The 17,611-nt window shown below is 65.7% G+C and carries 20 protein-coding genes; 1 reads left to right on the top strand and 19 read right to left on the bottom strand.

Going from position 1 to position 17,611, the window contains the following annotated elements; genetic code table 11:
* Positions 1-154: 154 nt before the first annotated feature.
* The 5 genes from R2E40_RS17755 to R2E40_RS17775 form a co-directional block, all read right to left on the bottom strand.
* Complete coding sequence (locus R2E40_RS17755) at positions 155-382, bottom strand: hypothetical protein (RefSeq protein ID WP_257685551.1); 228 nt, start codon at positions 380-382, stop codon at positions 155-157.
* A gap of 114 nt (positions 383-496) precedes the next feature.
* Positions 497-991, bottom strand: coding sequence for a type 3 dihydrofolate reductase (gene folA / locus R2E40_RS17760; RefSeq protein WP_318164029.1), 495 nt, complete (start codon positions 989-991; stop codon positions 497-499).
* Between the two features lie 24 nt (positions 992-1,015).
* Positions 1,016-1,483, bottom strand: a complete 468-nt coding sequence (locus tag R2E40_RS17765; RefSeq protein WP_318164030.1) for a threonine/serine exporter family protein — start codon at positions 1,481-1,483, stop codon at positions 1,016-1,018.
* A gap of 100 nt (positions 1,484-1,583) precedes the next feature.
* Entirely contained in the window at positions 1,584-2,381 is a 798-nt protein-coding gene (locus R2E40_RS17770; RefSeq protein WP_011707144.1) for a threonine/serine exporter family protein, read from the bottom strand.
* Between the two features lie 235 nt (positions 2,382-2,616).
* Positions 2,617-2,958 carry a DUF3135 domain-containing protein gene (locus R2E40_RS17775; RefSeq protein WP_011707145.1) on the bottom strand — a complete coding sequence of 114 codons (342 nt, stop codon included), beginning with the start codon at positions 2,956-2,958 and terminating at the stop codon, positions 2,617-2,619.
* Between the two features lie 398 nt (positions 2,959-3,356).
* Here R2E40_RS17775 and mog point away from each other — a divergent pair, with 398 nt between their 5' ends.
* Positions 3,357-3,887: a molybdopterin adenylyltransferase gene (gene mog / locus R2E40_RS17780; protein WP_016351777.1), complete on the top strand. Its 531-nt coding sequence runs from the start codon at positions 3,357-3,359 to the stop codon at positions 3,885-3,887.
* Between the two features lie 32 nt (positions 3,888-3,919).
* Here the strand turns inward: mog and R2E40_RS17785 are convergent, their stop codons facing one another.
* The 14 genes from R2E40_RS17785 to R2E40_RS17850 all read right to left on the bottom strand — a co-directional run bounded on the left by R2E40_RS17785 (position 3,920) and on the right by R2E40_RS17850 (position 17,604).
* Positions 3,920-4,258, bottom strand: a complete 339-nt coding sequence (locus R2E40_RS17785; protein ID WP_412055143.1) for a DUF2541 domain-containing protein — start codon at positions 4,256-4,258, stop codon at positions 3,920-3,922.
* 164 nt (positions 4,259-4,422) lie between these two features.
* Positions 4,423-5,649 carry a beta-ketoacyl-ACP synthase gene (locus tag R2E40_RS17790; protein WP_045528370.1) on the bottom strand — a complete coding sequence of 409 codons (1,227 nt, stop codon included), beginning with the start codon at positions 5,647-5,649 and terminating at the stop codon, positions 4,423-4,425.
* Positions 5,646-6,371 (bottom strand): 3-ketoacyl-ACP reductase FabG2, encoded by a 726-nt coding sequence (locus tag R2E40_RS17795; protein ID WP_318164032.1) that lies wholly within the window; start codon positions 6,369-6,371, stop codon positions 5,646-5,648. The genes R2E40_RS17790 and R2E40_RS17795 overlap by 4 nt, the downstream gene beginning before the upstream one ends.
* Before the next feature lie 9 nt (positions 6,372-6,380).
* Positions 6,381-6,842 carry a hotdog family protein gene (locus tag R2E40_RS17800; protein WP_318164033.1) on the bottom strand — a complete coding sequence of 154 codons (462 nt, stop codon included), beginning with the start codon at positions 6,840-6,842 and terminating at the stop codon, positions 6,381-6,383.
* Positions 6,835-8,019, bottom strand: a complete 1,185-nt coding sequence (locus tag R2E40_RS17805) for a beta-ketoacyl-[acyl-carrier-protein] synthase family protein (RefSeq protein WP_318164034.1) — start codon at positions 8,017-8,019, stop codon at positions 6,835-6,837. The genes R2E40_RS17800 and R2E40_RS17805 overlap by 8 nt, the downstream gene beginning before the upstream one ends.
* A complete protein-coding gene (locus tag R2E40_RS17810; protein WP_318164035.1) occupies positions 8,016-8,573 on the bottom strand; it encodes a DUF3261 domain-containing protein in 558 nt (185 codons plus the stop codon). Before R2E40_RS17810 ends, R2E40_RS17805 begins: the two co-directional genes overlap by 4 nt.
* A complete protein-coding gene (locus tag R2E40_RS17815; protein WP_318164036.1) occupies positions 8,570-10,930 on the bottom strand; it encodes an MMPL family transporter in 2,361 nt (786 codons plus the stop codon). Before R2E40_RS17815 ends, R2E40_RS17810 begins: the two co-directional genes overlap by 4 nt.
* Before the next feature lie 50 nt (positions 10,931-10,980).
* Complete coding sequence (locus tag R2E40_RS17820) at positions 10,981-11,595, bottom strand: outer membrane lipoprotein carrier protein LolA (protein ID WP_318164037.1); 615 nt, start codon at positions 11,593-11,595, stop codon at positions 10,981-10,983.
* On the bottom strand, positions 11,592-12,017 hold the full coding sequence (locus R2E40_RS17825; RefSeq protein ID WP_042007467.1) for an acyl-CoA thioesterase: 426 nt from the start codon (positions 12,015-12,017) through the stop codon (positions 11,592-11,594). Before R2E40_RS17825 ends, R2E40_RS17820 begins: the two co-directional genes overlap by 4 nt.
* Positions 12,018-12,045: 28 nt before the next feature.
* The gene (locus R2E40_RS17830) at positions 12,046-13,608 is read right to left on the bottom strand and encodes an aromatic amino acid ammonia-lyase (protein WP_318164038.1); all 1,563 of its coding nucleotides are present in this window, start codon (positions 13,606-13,608) and stop codon (positions 12,046-12,048) included.
* Positions 13,595-15,298, bottom strand: a complete 1,704-nt coding sequence (locus R2E40_RS17835; RefSeq protein WP_318164039.1) for a glycosyltransferase family 2 protein — start codon at positions 15,296-15,298, stop codon at positions 13,595-13,597. Before R2E40_RS17835 ends, R2E40_RS17830 begins: the two co-directional genes overlap by 14 nt.
* Positions 15,295-15,666 carry a hydroxymyristoyl-ACP dehydratase gene (locus R2E40_RS17840; protein WP_318164040.1) on the bottom strand — a complete coding sequence of 124 codons (372 nt, stop codon included), beginning with the start codon at positions 15,664-15,666 and terminating at the stop codon, positions 15,295-15,297. Before R2E40_RS17840 ends, R2E40_RS17835 begins: the two co-directional genes overlap by 4 nt.
* Positions 15,650-17,020 carry an AMP-binding protein gene (locus R2E40_RS17845; protein WP_318164041.1) on the bottom strand — a complete coding sequence of 457 codons (1,371 nt, stop codon included), beginning with the start codon at positions 17,018-17,020 and terminating at the stop codon, positions 15,650-15,652. Before R2E40_RS17845 ends, R2E40_RS17840 begins: the two co-directional genes overlap by 17 nt.
* Positions 17,017-17,604 carry a hypothetical protein gene (locus R2E40_RS17850; protein ID WP_016351791.1) on the bottom strand — a complete coding sequence of 196 codons (588 nt, stop codon included), beginning with the start codon at positions 17,602-17,604 and terminating at the stop codon, positions 17,017-17,019. The genes R2E40_RS17845 and R2E40_RS17850 overlap by 4 nt, the downstream gene beginning before the upstream one ends.
* Positions 17,605-17,611 lie beyond the last annotated feature (7 nt).

Raw genomic sequence — 17,611 nt, forward strand, 5'->3', positions numbered from 1 at the left:
CCTTTTTTCTTGGCCGACGACTTGCCTGGCAAACCGTCGAACGTGAGCCAATTACTTTTAACACTAAGTAATTTGCAGCCAAAACAAAAGAACCAAAAGAGTCCAAACAAAAAGATTGAATCATAATTTATTGATTTTTAAGGGTTATTTAACATCATAAAAATTCATCAAAAGATGGTACAAGCCCCTGTATCAGGCCATGAAATGCAAACAAACTCAATCGAAATGCCGGATTTATTGAGGAAGAAAGCCGGGAAAAGGTCAAGATAATGCGCCAGACAAGGAAGGCACCTCGCTTATCTGCCAAGGGCAATAAAATAATTAGATAGCTAATGATTTTTAAATCCGCTTTAGGGAGAAAAGCAGAGAGGGCGCTGGTCAATCGATACCCTGACCAACGGCTCCATTCATCCCTCGCGCGGCAGCTACGGACAACAAAAAGGCCCCTTGTGCAGCACAAGGGGCCTTTTATCTGCCAGAGAGTTAACGTCGCCCGTCAGCGCCGCTGCCAGGTCTCGAAACAGTAGGGATGGGGGTTCTTCTCGTCGGGCTGATGCGGCTCGCGCTCGATGCAGGACCAGTCGCCCTCGTCGAAGGCCGGGAAGCGGGTATCCCCTTCCACCGCCAGATCGATGCGGGTCAGATAGAGCCTGTCGGCCCGTGGCAGCAACTGGCCGTAGAGATGACCGCCCCCGATCACCATCAGCTCCTCTGGCGCCTCGGCCTCAGACAAGGTGGCCAACACCTCGTCGACGGATGAAAAAACCTCTATGCCTGGCGCTTTGAACCCTAGATTACGGCTAATGACCAAGTTTCGACGCCCGGGCAGCGGCCGTCCGATGGATTCAAAAGTCTTGCGCCCCATCAACACCGGCTTGCCCAGGGTCACCCGTTTGAAGTGGGCCAGATCCGCCGGCAGGTGCCAGGGCATCTGGTTGTCCAGCCCTATCACCCGATCGTGGGCCATGGCGGCAATCATGGAGATTTTCATGGTGTCAGCCTCTCACACAACCATTCATATTATGGGCCGGTTACGGTACACGACCAAGGAGGGTATCGCCAGCCCGAAGCTCAATGCGCCTACTATAAAGATAGCCTTCAAGCCGTTCTCCACCGCGCTCTGGATAAGCTCCATGGTCACCCCGGAGATATTGAGCTCCACCACCGCGATCATCGCCTTGAACGCGTAGCTACCCGGGATCATGGGGATGATGGAGGCAACGCTGAACACCGGGCGCGGCGCCAGCAGCCGGCGCGACCAGTAGACGCAGACAAAACCGACCGTGGTCGCCGCCGCCAGGGTGGCCCACTCGATGGGCATGCCCTGATGGATCAGCAGGGTGCGCAGGCTGTGAGCCAGTGCGCCGCCCATGGCGCAGTACTTCAACATCCGTGGCGGCACGTTGAACAGCATGGCAAACCCCACCGCTGGAATGGCCGACCAGAAGGCATCCTTGGCCAGCAGCCAGATGAAATCCATCATACCTTCCACCCCCAGATGCCAGTCACCGAAATGGCGAGAATGATCCCGATATGGTTCCGCGCGCTGATGGATGGCCGGGTTGATACAGCGTCAAATCCCTTCATACCTTCCACCCCCAGATACCGGTCACCGACATAGCGAGAATAATCCCTATCGCTGCGCTGATGGTCAGCAGGGTCGCCGTGCCCCAGCGGGCCAGCCCCATGTTGAAGTAACCCTTCACCATGTCGGAGACCGCATTGATGAGCGGAAAGCCCGGCACCAGCAGCAGTACGCTGGCCGCCATGGCGAGATAGGGCTGCGCCCCCCAGTTGAAGAAGGTGGCGCTGGAGGCGAGCAGGGTGGCGATGAAACCGGTGGCGGCAAAGTTGATGAGGGGGCTGTGGTGATGGCGGGCGATCAGCTGGCGTACCCGCATGGCGACCGAGGCCGAGAAGCAGGTCACCAGGAAGATGGGCCAATCGCCGCCAAACAGCAGGCTGAAAGCGCCGCAGGAGAGCCCCACCATGGGCACCACCAGCCAGGGATGATAGTGAAACGGCACTATGGCATCGAGCCGCTGACGCACTTCCCGCGCGCCGATCAGCTCCTTCTCCGCCATGATGCAGATACGCTGGATCTCGCACACCACCTGCATGTTGATGCCATGCTCGCGCACCCGCCGGGTGGTGGTGACGCAACTGCCCTGATAGAGGCTGGTGAGCACGATGGCGCTGGAGGAGATGGCCATCTCGACGCTCTCCAGCCCGAGCGCCATGCCGAGCCGGACCGTGGTCTGCTCGATGATGCGACTCTCGGCGCCGAACTGGGCCAGCATCTGGCCCACCTTGACGATAATGCGGGTGATCTCCGTCTGCTGCTCCCGCGACAGCACCCGTCTTGGTGTGATACTTCTCATAATCCCTTCGAGTCGTAGCAAATTAAAAAAGTCTCGCCATATTAGCCTAACAATCGGCGCCATACATCTACACATATCACGCCAATAACCAAACTCAAATAAAATAAAAGGCGACACAAAAATACATCAAATGGATTACAAATCACGCCAAACTATACAACGTTGGTCAGCCGGCCTCACCCGGCAACTGCGCAGAATAACGGGGATACATTTCAATAATTACTCTGGAATAATATTATTTTTTCTTGCGGTAATAATTGCTGAAATAGAGGACATTGTTCTCCTTATATTCAGGCAATGGTTCAGCATAATCAGGATCATTGAGATGAACCATTTCACAGCGCATGGAATAAAAGGAGTCGTGCATCATGGCGGCAATCCGGATGCAGCTGTCCAGGTTGTTTTTGGCCAGCTGGCGCTGACAGTCGATGCGAAATTGCAGGCCGCGCAGACGCATTTGCTGCTGCGGGCTGACCCGGTCGATCAGCCCCTCAATCTGCTGCTGCAGCAACTCGTCGAGCCGCTCGGGCTCCGCTACCGCCAACCGTTTCAAGGTATCAAAATCAGGCAACTCCATATGCCCTCCCGCGGCCAGCCGCTGCATGGTGATACTCAAACAACAACAATCGGTTCATATTTTCACCAATCGCATATGGAGTTATATAAGCCGAACCCCGCCGCGGTTCAATCCGCCGGGCCTGCTTTCCCCCTCTCTTGCGCCAAAAGATGACGGCGCGGCGGGACCTCCGGCGGGTTATTCGTTATGGATCAACCGATTATTCCTGAATATCGATGGCGGGTTCGTTTATACATTTTTGGCACGGCAATATGCCGATGTTATGTCTTATTGAAAGGAGGCTGCCAATATGGTTTTCCATTTGGCGCTCGCCTTCGCGCCACCATCCGGCTGGTTTAACATATCTTGCTGATTATGTTATTTTATTTGCCACTTATAGCGGCAACCAAGAGCAGACCATGAGCAAGGCAAGAATCGGTATTGTCACCGTCAGCGATCGCGCCAGTGCAGGCATCTATGAAGACCTGTCCGGCAAGGCCATCATCGACACGCTGAACGCATATTTGACCTCGGCGTGGGAGCCCGTCTATCAGGTGATCCCCGATGAACAGGAGCAGATCGAAGCGACCCTGATCCGGCTGGCGGACCAGGAGCAGTGCAGTCTCATCGTCACCACCGGCGGCACCGGGCCGGCCAAGCGGGACGTCACCCCGGAGGCCACCGAGGCGGTGTGCGATCGCATGATGCCGGGCTTTGGCGAGCTGATGCGGGCCGAATCCCTCAAGTTCGTGCCGACCGCCATCCTGTCGCGCCAGACCGCCGGTTTGCGCGGCAGCTCGCTCATCGTCAACCTGCCGGGCAAACCCAAGTCGATCCGCGAGTGCCTGGATGCAGTCTTCCCCGCCATCCCCTACTGCATCGACCTGATGGAAGGCCCCTATCTCGAGTGCGACGAGACCGTCATCAAGCCGTTTCGTCCGAAGAAATAAAAGCTGAGCGGGGATTTGCCCCCGCCCTTTGCTTATTTGCGGCCGTATACCTTGACCCCGGCCTTGCTCCCTTCCGAATTGCCGTACACCTCGATCCGCTTGATGCAGAGCCGGCTGCCGAGGGATTTCCACCCCGACTCCTGATCCTCTTTCAGATCCTTGTCGAAATAGAGGGTCTTGCTGCGATCGTTGCCATAAAACACCTTGACCCGCTCCAGGGTCAATTCCCGCCCAGCCTTGACCATGATGGATTTGGTCGGCCGGCAGGAGAGCATGGGAATGATGGCGGGATGATCGCCGACCCCGAGCAGAATGGTCTTGCCCAGCCGAAATTCATCATCGGCCATGGCGGGGGCGGCCAGCGCCCACAACAAGCTGGATAACAGAACGCCCTGCAGGATACGCAGCCGCGCGGCGGCAAAAGAAAAACCAGATAACAAAGACATGGTGCCTCCCGAAAAAAACGGGGGGCATATTAATTCATCAAGGCTAAACCCAGCCTGTACCGGTGCCCTGCCAGGCAGGGCACCGACCCTCAGGACCAGCGTTTGAAGATGAGGGAGGTGTTGATGCCGCCGAAGGCGAAGTTGTTGGACATCAGGTACTCCACCGCCAGCGTGCGGCCGCTGCCCACCACGTGATCGAGCGGGGCGCAGGCCGGGTCCGGCTCGGTCAGATTGATGGTGGGGGCAAACCACCCCTCCTGCATCATCTCAAGCGCCAGCCAGGCCTCGATGGCACCGCAAGCCCCCAGGGTGTGGCCGAAGTAGCTCTTGAGCGACGAGATGGGGGTACGGTCGCCAAAGATGGCGGCGGTGGCGTGGCTCTCGGCGATGTCACCGCGCTCGGTGGCGGTGCCGTGAGCGCTGATGTAGCCGATGTCGGCGGCCGTGAGCCCGGCCTGGGCCAGCGCCATCTCCATGCAGAGCTGCATGGTCTCCTGCTGGGGCTGGGTCACGTGGGCGGCATCGCAGTTGGTGGCAAAGCCCACCAGCTCGGCGAGGATGGTGGCTCCGCGCGCCTGCGCATGTTCCAGCTCCTCCAGCACCAGGGTGCCGGCCCCCTCGCCTATCACCAGCCCGTCCCGCTGCCGGTCAAACGGACGCGGCGCCAGTTCGGGGTTGTCGTTCATCTGGCTGGTGGCAAACAGGGTATCGAACACCACGGCCTCCGACGGGCAGAGCTCCTCCGCCCCGCCAGCCACCATCAGGGTCTGGTAGCCGTGCTTGATCGCCTCATAGGCGTAGCCGATGCCCTGGCTGCCGGAGGTGCAGGCGCTGGAGGTGGGAATGACCCGCCCGCGCAGGCCGAAGAACAGCCCGGTGTTGACCGCCGCCGTGTGCGGCATCATCTGCACATAGGTGGTGGCCGTGATGCTGGCGGTGCTCTTGTCGTTGAGCATGACCCCGAAGGCGCGGATGGGATCCGTGCTGCCGGTGGAGGAGCCGTAGGCGATGCCGGTGCGCCCGTCGGTGAGCGCCGGGTTGTCCAGCAGCCCTGCCTGCGCCAGCGCCAGCTCGCTGGCGACGGTAGCCAGCTGGGACACCCGCCCCATGGCGCGGGTCTTCTTGCGCGGATAGTGGGCCGGCAGCGTGAAGTCCGGAATGGGGGCCGCCAGCCGGGTGTTGAGGCCGTCGTAGATGGCCCACTCCGGCATGTTCACCACGGCGTTGCGCCCCGCCTGCAGGCGGGCCCGCACACTCGGCCAATCCTGCCCGAAGGCGGTCACCCCGGCCATACCGGTCACCACGACCCGCTTCATACCATGCCTCCGTTGATGGAGATGACCTGACGCGTGACATAGCCGGCGATGTCGGACATCAGGTAGGAGACCAGCCCGGCCACCTCGTCGGCCTGCCCCATCCGCTTGAGCGGGATCAGCTTCAGCGCCTCCGCCTTCACCTCCTCGTCCACCATGCCGGTGTCGATGAGGCCGGGGGCCACGCAGTTGACCGTGATCTTGCGCTTGGCAAGCTCCAGCGCCAGCGCCTTGGTGGCGCCCATGATGCCCGCCTTGGCGGCGCTGTAGTTGACCTGGCCCCGGTTGCCCATCAGCCCGGACACCGAGGAGATAGTCACGATGCGCCCACCCCGGCGCAGGCCGATCATCGGCATGATGCAGGGCTTGAGCAGGTTGTAGAAGCCGTCCAGGTTGGTGTGTAGCACCCCGTCCCACTCCTCGTCGGTGAGGGCAGGAAAGGCGCCGTCACGGATGATGCCGGCGTTGCAGACCACGCCGTAATAGGCGCCGTGCTCGGCCATGTCGGCCTCCAGCTGCGCGCGGCAGCCCTGCCGATCGGCGATATCGAACTGGAGCAAGCGCCCCTGCCCACCGGCCGCTTGCAGGCTGGCCAGAGTGGCTTCGGCCCCGCCCCGATCGCTGTGGTAGTGCACCACGATGGAAAAACTGTCGGCCGCCAGCTTGAGGGCGATGGCGCGGCCTATCCCCTTGCTGGCGCCCGTGACCAATACGCTAGAGATCATGAAGCTTCCTCAGGCTAACAAATCGGACAATTCGCCGGAGCTCGGCTGGTAGGTGGAGAGTCGCGCCTGGGCGCACTCCTCCCCCGCCAGCAGGATCCGGCAATCAAAACTGGCCATGCCGCCGTCTTGCAACAGGCAGCAAGCCTCGATGGTGAGCAGGCTGCCGGCCGCAAAGGCGGGGCACAGGCAGCGATACTTGCGACTGCCAAGCAGCATGCCGATGCGCACCGGCTCGCCGCGCAGACGCCCCTGCATGCCGGCCCAGGCGGCGATGGTCTGCGCCATCAGCTCGATGCCGACCCAGCCGGGCAGGTTGCCCTCGCCATCCAGCAGCAAGGCATGGCGGGCACCGATGCGGGTCTCGCAGCGCGCCTGCTGGGCATCCGCCGCGCAGAGCCGATCCAGCAGCAGCATGGGGGCCTGATGGGGCAGCAGGGTCTCGATGGCGGGCAGTGAACCTGGCTCATTCATGGTGAACGCTCCCAAGCAGCAGGCTGACATTGTTGCCACCAAAGGCAAAGGAGTTGGAGAGCACCCGGGGCGCCGCGAGCGGCACTTCACCGCTCACCAGCCGGATGGGCGCCAGCGCCGGATCTGCCGTCGTCACCCGCTGGGGCGGTAGCGGCAGGGCGCGCTCCAGCAGCAGGCAGGCGAGCGCGGCTTCGATGGCCCCCGCCGCCCCCAGGGCATGACCGGTGAGCGGCTTGGTGGAGCTACAGGGTACCTCGGCTCCAAACAGCCGATGCACCGCCTGGCTCTCCATGGCGTCGTTGAGGCGGGTAGCGGTGCCGTGCAGGTTGACGTAGCCCACCTGCGCCGGCGTCAGGCCCGCCTGGGCCAGCGCCATCTGCATCGCCGCCTCGGCGCCGATACCGTCTGGATGGGGCGCCGAGATGTGCCAGGCATCGGACGATTCCCCCGCCCCCAGCAGTGCCAGCGGCGCAGGCGTGTTACTCAGCACAAACAACGCCGCCCCCTCGCCGATGTTGATCCCCTGGCGCGCCTCATCAAACGGCTGGCAGCGCGCACAGCTGAGGGACTCCAGGCTGTCGAAGCCGTTGAGAGTGAGCCCGCACAAACTGTCGGCGCCGCCCACCAGCACGGCGTCCACCAGCCCGGCCGCCAGCAGCCGCTGGCCGCTGATGAAGGCGCGCGCGCTGGAAGAGCAGGCGGTGGAGATAGTCCAGGCCGGCCCGGTCAGGCCGAGGTGGCGGGCCAGAAATTCGGACGGCGAGCCCAGCTCCTGCTGGCGATAGTCAAAGGCGGGCGGCACGGTCTCCCCGCGCCGGGCGGCGGCCACCGCCAGCTCGGCCTCACCGATCCCGGCGGTACTGGTGCCTAGCACAAGGCCGACACGGTCGCTGCCAAAGGTGGCCAGCGCCTGATCGAGGGCGGGCCGCACCTGGGCCAGCGCCGCCAGCAGCAGCTGGTTGTTGCGCGAGGCATAAGGGGCCAGCGCCGCCGGCATGGCCGGCAACTCGCCCTCCACCCGCCCCACCGGGGTCTGGCGGCCATCCAGCAGCGGCGCCCGGTGGCGATCCAGCGGGCTCACGCCCGACTGCTGCCAGGCCAGCAGCGCCTCGGCGCTGGCATCGCGCCCCATCCCCAATGCCGAGACGAGGCCATAGGCGGCGATATAACAGCTCATTGGCTCAGGGTCTCCAGTTGCAGGCGGTAGCGGAATACGTGCTGCTGCAGGCCGACCGGCTCGCGCACGCCGTCGACGTCGCGGTAGCGGATTTCGGTCACCAAAGTGCCGTCAGGGGCGCGCAGCCGGCGCAGCGGCCCTTCGTCACGCAGCGTCCAGCCCGGTGGCAACTGCGACTGCCAGCTGGCGAGCGGCCAGTAGCAGAGCATCACGTCCGCCAGCACCTGGCTCACCGGCGGCATGCCTGTAGTGAGCAGCGGGCTGAGCTGGCGGGTGGAAATCCCCTGCTGGTCATAGCGCACCAGAAACAGCCGCACCCCGCTCGGGGTCAGCCCCACCAGGGTCAGCTGGCGGCCGTCGGCCTCCAGCACCGTCATCAGCTGGTGAGTGCTCTCCCCCACGCTGGCGGTCAACAGCTGCTGGCGATAGAAGGGGGCGGCCAGCACGGGGGCCGGCAGCGTCATGACGGTCCCCTTGTCGAGATAGGCGGTCGGGGTCGGCTGGCTGCTGCAACCAGCCAGCAAGAGAATGATAAAGGCGAACAGTGGTCTCATGGTTGCTCCTGCTCCCGGTGGCCCTGCACCGGCGGGGTGCATGCCGGCTTGTCCAATCCCTGTTTATCCAGCACCAGAGGCGACAACAGGAAGGCGGTAAAGATACCGCCGCTCAGCACCAGACCAAAGCCCGCGATGGCAGAGGTGTGGCTCAGCGCCAACAAACCGAACGAAAGCTGGGTGGTCAGGTTGGCCAGCAGGATGGCGAACATGGTCGAGCGCTGGCGCAGGGGATCCCCCCCGCTGTAGGCAAAAAACAGGCTGTAGTCGATGCCGATGCCGAAGATGAGGCTCATGGCCAGCACCCCGAACAGGGTGAGCGGCTGGCCGCAGGCGGCCAGCAGGGCCAGCCCGGATCCCAACGAAAACCCGCTGATCAGCAGGATCCGCCCCCCCTTGCGCCAGCCGAAGCGGGCCCACAGCAGCCCCCCCACCAGGGCGATCGCCACCAGCAGCAGTTCGGTCAGCTTGACCCGGTAGTGGGCGAACAGCTGGCTCCACTGATTGCGCGGATCCTGCCAGAACACCCCCTCCTGCCCCTCGGCCAGGGCCGCCACGGCGGCCGCATCGGTCACGCCATTGACCGGCAGCCAGAGCGCCACCCGGCCATCGGCCATGGTATGCCACAGCAGCCGGCTGCCCTCGCTGACCGGGCTGGCCAGCCACTGCTGCGGGGTCAGAGGGTGCCAGGGACGAGGCTCGGCCTTGACCGGCACCCCGGCCTGGTTGAGCCGCGACACCACCTCGGGCAACAGACCCGTGAGGGCGGCGTGATCCGCCTGCTGCCGCGCCAGCGAGGACAGCCACTGGGCCAGTGACACGAAGCCCGTCAGCTGACCCTCTGCCTTGGCTTCGGCCAGTTTGCGGCCCATGGCCTCGAGCCGCTGCAGCGCCGTTTCACCATCGGCCGCCGTCACCAGGAAGCCGGTCATGCCCCCCTGCTGGCCGGTGAGGCGCTGGATCTGCCGCTCCTGGGCCTGCAGCTCGACGGGCAGCGGTTGCAGGCGAGCGATGTCGTCATCGACGGCCAGCCGGCTCAAGCCCGCGCCGATCAGGGCCAGCCAAAGCAGGGGCACACCCCAGCGCAAGAGACGCCACTCGCGCCACCATGTGAGCCAGAGCGCCATCGGCACCAGGATGCGCGCCTCCCGCTGGGGCAAGGCACCGAGCCAGAGCGGGAACAGGCAGAGCACGGTAATAAACGAGGCCGTCAGACCCACCAGGGCGCACAGCGCCATCTGCTGCAAGCCGGGGAAGGGGGCAAGCCAGAGCAGGCCATAGCCGACCAGGGTGGCGAACAGCGCCATCGAGAGGCTTGGCAGCAAACGGGCGCGGGTCTGGTGAGGGCTCTCCTGCAACCCATGCAGGCGCCGCTCGGTCAGGAAGTGGATCCCGTAATCTATGATGCCGACCAGGCTGGAGCTGATCACCAGGGTGAACATGTGCACCTCGCCAAACCACAGCAGCACCGCCAATACCCCCCAGGCGAGGCCGACGGCGATGGGCAGCAGGGAGATCCAGAGCGCCCGCAACGAGCGAAACGCCAGCCACATCAGCAGCAAGACCCCGACCGTGGAGCCGAGCCCTATGGTGGAGATGTCCTGCTGGGCCAGCTCGCTGGCATGCTGGCTGTAGAAGAGGGTGCCACGGCGCAGCAGCTCCACGCCCGGAAACTCGGCCTTGAGGTGTTGCTCCGCCTCGTTGAGCCGGCTCAGCAGCTCGCTGTTGCGGGCAAGGTCGAAGGCCGACAAGTCCAGCTCGGCGCGCAGCAGGTACCACTGCCGCCCGGCCTCGTCCCGGCTGATCAGCCAGCCGTGGTCGAGGCGCAGGGGGCTGGCCATCTGCCCCTGCACCGCGGCCCGAGTCAGCAGCAGGGGATCCGCCTGCCACTCGGTGCGGGAGACGCCGCCAAAGGGGCTGTAGATCTGGCCGAGCACCCACTGGCTCCAGACCTCTGGCCCTGCGGCCAGCCGCGCCCGGCTGCCATCGTCGAGGTGCTGCCAGCCATAGTCATAGATGAAGCCTTGCCAGGCGGAGGCCAGCTCCGGCTGGGCGGCGCGCACCGCGCTGAGCTCGGGCAGGGACTGCAGGTTGTTTGCCCACGCCTGCGCCGCGGCCAGCCCATCCTGCCCCGCCGGCAGGCTCAGCATCCAGACAAGCTGCCTGTCGACCTGGCGCAGCAAGCCCTCACGCAGGGCGGGATCCAGCGCGGAGCGCTCCTCGTGGGGCAGCAGGTCCATCAGGCTGGTGTTGATGCGGCTGTGGGAGAGTTGCCAGCCGAGCAGCGCCAGCGCCAACGCGCTGAGCAGCAGCCAGAGCCAGGAGAGCCAGCGCCAGGTGGTTTCAGCTTGCAGCAAGAGGGGCTCTCCTCGTCCCGGCGGGGGCGCCGCGCTGGCGCGTCATCGTGCTAGTGGGCAGCAAAGCGGGCCTGCTCCTCAGGGGTCAGCGGCAGGGCGCGATCCCGCCAGGCCGTGAAGCGGATGCGGGTGCTGTCACCCTGCTTGTCGGCGATGAGCAGCTGCTCCAGCTGCCCCTGCCCGCTCAGGGTGAGGCTGGCAAACACCTTGTCGAGCGGTGCCAGGGTCGGCACCAGCACCAGCTGCCAGCCCGCCTCCGTGCTGTGAAAATCGATGCTGAAGTAGCGGCTCAGGGTCGCCTCGTCCGAGCCGAACAGCGCCAGCAGCATCTGGCTGAACTCCAGCAGCTGCGGGTTGTCGATGACGGTGGCGGGCTGGCCCGCCATCTGCTGCACCATGCGCGTCGGCGTCAGGACAAGGGTCAGCGGGAAGGGTTTCTGCTGCTGCCACCAGAGCCCCTGATCGCGCACCAGCAGCAGCTCGCCGGAGGCTTTGAGCGGCTGGCTCAACCCCGCCACCTGTTTCTCCTGCTCGAAACTGGCCTGCTTGGCTTCGTTCAGGGCGAGCAGTTGCTGCACCTCGGCCCGACTCAGGGGCGCCGCCTGCAGCGGCCATGTCAGCAGCAGGAGCAGACCGGCCAGCAGCGGCCTTGTCAGCCGGCTCATTGGCTCACCCCCAGCTTGTCCAGCAGCACCTGGGGTGAGGCCAGGCACATCTCGCCGCTCGCCTTGCTGACCGCCACCTGGATGCTGTAACCCTTGCTGGTGCGGGTGCCGCTCACGGCGTCGCTCAGCAGGTAGTCGATCTTCAGGCGGTTCTGGTACTCGGTCAGGGTGGCGCGTACCCGCACCCGCTGGCCGAAGCGCAGCGGCGCCAGGTACTTCATCCGGGTGTCGATGATGGGCCAGAGGTAGCCGGAGGCCTCCATCTGCGGGTAGTTGTAATCGATGAGATCGAGCAGGGCGCAGCGGGCCAGCTCGATGTAGCGAAAGTAGTGGCCGTGCCAGGCAACCGCCATCATGTCCACGTCGTGGAACGGGATGGTCACCTCGATCTCGGCACTGATCTGCCAGGGTTCATTCTGCATGGCTTGTCTCATCAATAGTGACCTTGTCTCAGTTCCGGTTCGGCCCATAAAGGGGATAGTGGCGCTGGCGAATGCGGGCGATCAGCGCCCTCAGTTCGGGCTCGAGCCCCCGATCTTCCAGCAGCGGGGCAAACTCGGCCCGCACCTGCGCGACCATGGCGGCCAGCGCCGTGCCAAGCGGGCGGGTGAAGGGGGTCGGCCGGGCCAGGCGCAGCTCCACACCCTGCACCGCCGCCAGCAGGCAGGCGGCCGCCACCTGTTCGGTCAGGGTCAGCACCCGCAGCGCATCGCGCGCCGCTATGGTACCCATGCTCACCTTGTCCTGGTTGTGGCACTCGGTGGAGCGGGAGAAGACGCTGGCGGGCATGGTCTGCTTGAGCGCCTCCGCTGTCCAGGCCGAGACACCGATCTGCACCGCCTTGAAGCCGTGGTTGATCATCTGCCGCTCCTCTGGCGCGCCGGAGAGGTTGCTCGGCAGGCCGCCGTTGAACTTGCTGTCCACCAGCTGGGCCAGCTGGCGATCCAGCAGGTCGGCCAGGTTGGCGACGGCCGCCTTCATGCTGTCCATCGCCATGGCGATGTGGCCGCCGTAGAAGTGGCCGCCGTGCATCACGTGCTCCCCCTCGCCATCGATCAGCGGGTTGTCGTTGGCGCTGTTGAGCTCGTTTTCGATGAGCTGGCGCCACCAGGGCAGGCTGTCGGCCACCACCCCGATGACGTGGGGGGCACAGCGCAACGAGTATCTGTCCTGCAGCCGGTCGCTGTGGCGCGGCAGCTCGCCGGCCACCAGATCGTCCCTCAGCCAGGCCGCGATGCCTTGCATGCCAGGGTGCGGCTTGGCGGCAAACAGCCGCTCGTCGAAGTGGAAGGCGTTGCCCCCCATGGCGACGCTCACCAGGGCGGTGATCCGGGTCGCCAGCCGCATCAGGTAGTCGGTGCGGGCATAGGCAAGACAGGCCAGCGCCGTCATCACCGAGGTGCCGTTCATCAGCGCCAACCCCTCTTTCGGCCGCAGGGTCAGGGGGGCGACCCCCAGCTCCCGATAGACCTCGGCGGCGGGGCGCAGCACACCATCATGATGAAGCTCGCGCTCCCCCACCAGCACGGCGGCGACGTAGGAGAGCGGGGTGAGATCGCCGCTGGCGCCCACCGACCCCTCTTCGGGAATGCGCGGCACCAGATCCTGCTCCAGCAGCCAGCAGAGCCGCTCGAGCAAGGCCGGGCTGACCCCGGAGACCCCCTGCGCCAACGAGCAGAGCCGGGTCGCCAGCACGGCGCGGGCGGCATCGAGCTCGAGATCCGCCCCCAGCCCGCAGCCATGGAAGCGGGTCAGGTGCAGCGGCAGCTCAGGCACCAGCTCGGTCGGCACCGGCCGGGTCACCGAGTCGCCGTAGCCGGTGGTCACCCCATAGATGACCCCCTCTTCGGCCAGCAGCCGGTCGAGAAAGTCGGCGCCCCGCTGGATGCGGGCCATGAAGGCGGGATCCGGATTCAGTGCGGGGGTGGCGCGCCCTTCGGCCAGCGCCACCACGTCCTCTATGGTCAGCGGCTTCGCGCCGAAGGTGACCCTTCTCATCTCACTCTTGTTCATCGGTCAGCTGCCAGAAATCAAAAAAGTTGAACCAGTCCAGCGGGGCCTGCAGGCAGTGATGCTGCAGGCGATCGGCATAGGCCTGCACCCGGGACGCAAGAATCTGTTGGCGCCCTTGCCGTGGCAGGGGTTGGCCGTCGGCAAAGGGTTCGAAATGCACCCGAAAGCGGCCCTGCTCCTTGAGGCCGAACATCAGGTAGACCGGGCAGCCCAGCACGCTGCTGAGCACGAAGGGGCCGAGTGGAAAGGGCGCCGGCGCGCCGAGAAAGTCGGCCCAGATCACCCGCTTCTCCCGGGTCACCGAGGTGCGATCGCCGACGATCACCACCCACTCCCCCCGCTCCAGCTTCTCCTTGAACAGGATGGCGGTATCGGCCCCCAGCTCCTGCACCTGGATGAGATTAAGGTGCGAATCCGGGTTGATCTGTTTGAGCAGGGCGTTGAAGCGGGCCGCATGGCGGGTGAACACCAGCGCGTTGATGCGCAGCCCCTGCTTGCGGCTGCCAAGGGCGCGGCACAGCTCCAGATCGCCGAGGTGGGAGCCCAGCAGCAGCACGCCCTGACCGCTGTTGATGGCCGCCTGGTAGTGCTCCGCCCCCACCAGCTCCACCTGCTGCTCGGTGATGTCGCCGCGCCAGCCGGCCAGCTTGTCGAGTGCCGCCTCGCCAAAGCGCAGGAAGTGGCGAAAGCTCGATCGCGGCTCAGGGGGCAACGCCACACCGCTCCCATCGGCGAAGGACTCGAGGCGGGTCAGATAGGCTTGGGATGCCTGGCGCTGGGCACGGCCGGTCAGCCAGAAGTAGCCGATGACCGGATAGAGCAGCAGGGAGAAGCCGCGCCGCCCCAGCAGGCGATAGCTGGTCAGCATGATCTGCATGCCGAGCAGCGATCCCCGCTCCGGGGTGCGCGACCAGTGGGTGCGCCGCTCGCGCCACAGCTGCGCCGCCCGGGCGCCGAGGCGGCGGGGCCAGCGACAGAGGCGCAGCAGCTGATCCCACAGCAGGCGGCACACCAGCCGGGTATGCATCCAGGAAATGTCGCGGTTGTCGCGCCAGAGCTGGAAGTGGGAGCTGCCATCGGCGGGATAGATGACCCGGGTCGGCACGAAGCGCACCGCCACCCCGGCCCAGTAGAGGTGCACCATCACCTCGGTGTCAAAATCCATCCGCCGGCCGATCGCCACCCGTTCGAGCAGCGCGCAGGTGGCCGCCAGCGGATAGACCCGAAAGCCGCACATGCTGTCCTTGATGGCGAACGACAGCGTCTCGATCCAGACCCAGACATGGGTGATGTAGCGGCCGTAGAGGCGCCCCTTGGGCACGGAATCATCGTAGAGCGGGCGGCCGGAGACAAGCGCCGCCGGGTGCTTGTCCGCCTCGGCCAGCAGGGCCGGAATGTCCGCCAGATCGTGCTGGCCATCGGCATCCACCTGCAGGGCGTGGCTGAAGCCGAGTGCATGGGCGCGGCGCAGCCCCGTCATCACGGCGCCGCCCTTGCCCTGGTTGTGGGGGTGGCGCAGCAGGGTGACCCAGGGGTAACGCGCGGCCAGCGCAGCCAGCTCGGCGGCGGCGACCGACTCGCTGCCATCGTCGACCAGCAGGCAGGGCAGCCCGTATTCGGCCAGCCGTGCCAGCACGGCGGCCAGCGGGCCGGCGTGGTTGTAACAGGGGATGAGAATGCAGGGCGTCATGGGAGCAACCGCACCCGTCCGCTGCTCGCCGGCTCATCGTCGAGCAGATAGCTGAAGAGAAGCTGCCCCTTGTCCGCCTGCCACTGCAGGCGCAGGCTGCACTCGGCCCCAGGGCGCAGGGGGCGCTGGAACTTGAGCTGATCCACCCCGTGAAACGGCTGCGCCAGCTTGAGCAGGCTGGCGGCATAGTACATCACCCAGTGGAGCTGGGTCACCCCGGGCAGCAGGGGCGCACCGGGAAAATGGCCTGCAAACCAGGGCAAATCGGGATCGAGCCGCAGTTGCAGGCGCACCCCGTCGGCCAGCGTCTCGCAGGCCAGCACGGTGGGCAAGGTGTGCGCTGGCAGAGTGTCAACCGAGAGGCTCATCGAACAGCTCCTTGAGTTGTGACCAGGGGCGCTTGCCCTGGGCGTTGACGGGCATCTGCTCGACCCGGCGCACGCTGCGCGGCAGGGCGACCGGCTCGAGCCAGGGACGCAGCTGCTGGCGCAGGGCCAGCAGGAAACGCCCGGGACCGAGCTCGGCCCAGCGGGCGGCGCCCAATTCGCTCAGCACCAGCACGGCGCCGAGGATCTGGCGCTGGCCCTGCTGCAACGGCAGCACGGCGGCTGCCTCCACCTCCGCCAGCCCCTGCAGGCGCGCCTCCACCTCGTCGAGGGAGATGCGCTTCTCCTCCAGCTTGACCACCCGATCCTGGCGGCCCAGCAGCTCGAAACCGCCCTCGTGCAAGGCGATGCGATCGGCGCAGGCCAGCCACTCCGCCGTTGGCAGGAAGGGGGAGCGCAGCAGCAGACCCTGCTCCAGGCCGACTCGCACCTCGACCCCGGGCAGCGTCGTCCAGGGGGTCTGTACCTGGTGGCACTGACGCCAGCCGATGCCGCCGGTCTCGCTGCTGCCGAAGATCTCCACCGGCAGCTGACCGAACAGCTGTCTGGCCTGCTGGGCATCGCCCGGTTGCAGGGGACCGCCGGAGGAGACGATCAGCCGGCAGCCGGCGGCAGCAATGGCCGGATCGAGCCGGCTCAGAAATGCTGGCGAGGCGATCAGGCACCAGGGGGCCGTTTGCAGCGCCAGCTGCTCCGGGTAGTCGATGCTGCGGCGATCAAAGGGGCGGCCGAGGCCAAGCGGCAACAGAATGCGAAACAGCAGGCCGTAGATGTGCTGGTGGCTGACGCTGGCCAGCACTCGGGTGCCCGCCAGCCGCTCGCCCCACAGCGCCATCTGCACCCGCAATTCCGCCTCCAGCTGGGGCCAGGCCTTGGGGATTGCCTTGGGCTCGCCGGTGGAGCCGGAGCTGAACAGGGTGAGACTGAGGCGCTCGGGCGACAGAGCCTTGCCGTCTGCCTCCGGTTCGTCATCCACCGCCAGCAGCGGCAGCCTGAGCTGCGCCGCCGTGAGCGCCGTCCCCGGCAGCTCGCCGTCGGTGAGCAGGCCGTCGAACTGGCTCTGCAGCGCCTGCAGACCGGCCAGTCGCTGATGACCCGGCAGGATGGCCCTGTGCCCGCCGAGGGCGCAGGCGAGCAGCGCCTGGGCAAACAGCAGGCTGTCATCGAAACAGAGCGCCCAGCGCATGCCGGGCCGATCCGGGCCGGCCAGACGGGCCATTGCCCGCGCCAGCTGCAGGCTGCCGCGGCGCAGCTCGGCCAGGGTGACCTCGCCATCCGGGCCGAACGCCACCACGCGCTCGCCATCCCGCTGCCAGATAGTTTGCAGCAGGGTCATGGGGCCAGCCTCTTGAGCAGGCGGCGGCGCACCAGATATTCAGCGCCCATCAGGCCGCCCATCAGGGCGTAGCTGATGAGGCCGTTGTAGAGGCTCCAGAGCGCCAGATCCCCGTGCCAGATGGTGAAGGCCGCCAGTGCGCCGTTGATGACGAAGAAGCCGCACCAGACCTGGGTCACCCGCCGGGTGTAGCCGATGGCTGCCGGCGGCAAAGCGGGATCCTGCAGGCGGGCCAGCCGCTCCACCAGGCTCATGGGACGGGTCAGGCTCCAGCCGAACAGGCAGAGCAGCGCCAGGCTCACCGCCAGCGGGTAGTAGAGCAGCCAGTGCCGGGCGCTGAACAGGGCTGACAGCAGGGTCAGCCCCAAGCCGATGCAGGCCAGCAGGCGGCCCAGCCAGAGCCACTCCGGCAAGGGGCCGAGCCGGACCCGCCCCTTGAGCAGGCCGGGCAAGAGTCGCAGCGAGAAGATGAGCAGCAGACCGAGCAGCAGCGGGGTCTGACCGGCGTGGGTCAGCCCCCAGTAGACCGCCAGCGGGTAGAGCAGCAGGGCACCACCGGCCAGCCAGGAGAGCCAGCGCATCATGGCAGGG

The sequence above is a fragment of the Aeromonas sp. CD genome (assembly GCF_033349375.1).
Taxonomy (GTDB): Bacteria; Pseudomonadota; Gammaproteobacteria; order Enterobacterales; family Aeromonadaceae; genus Aeromonas; species Aeromonas hydrophila.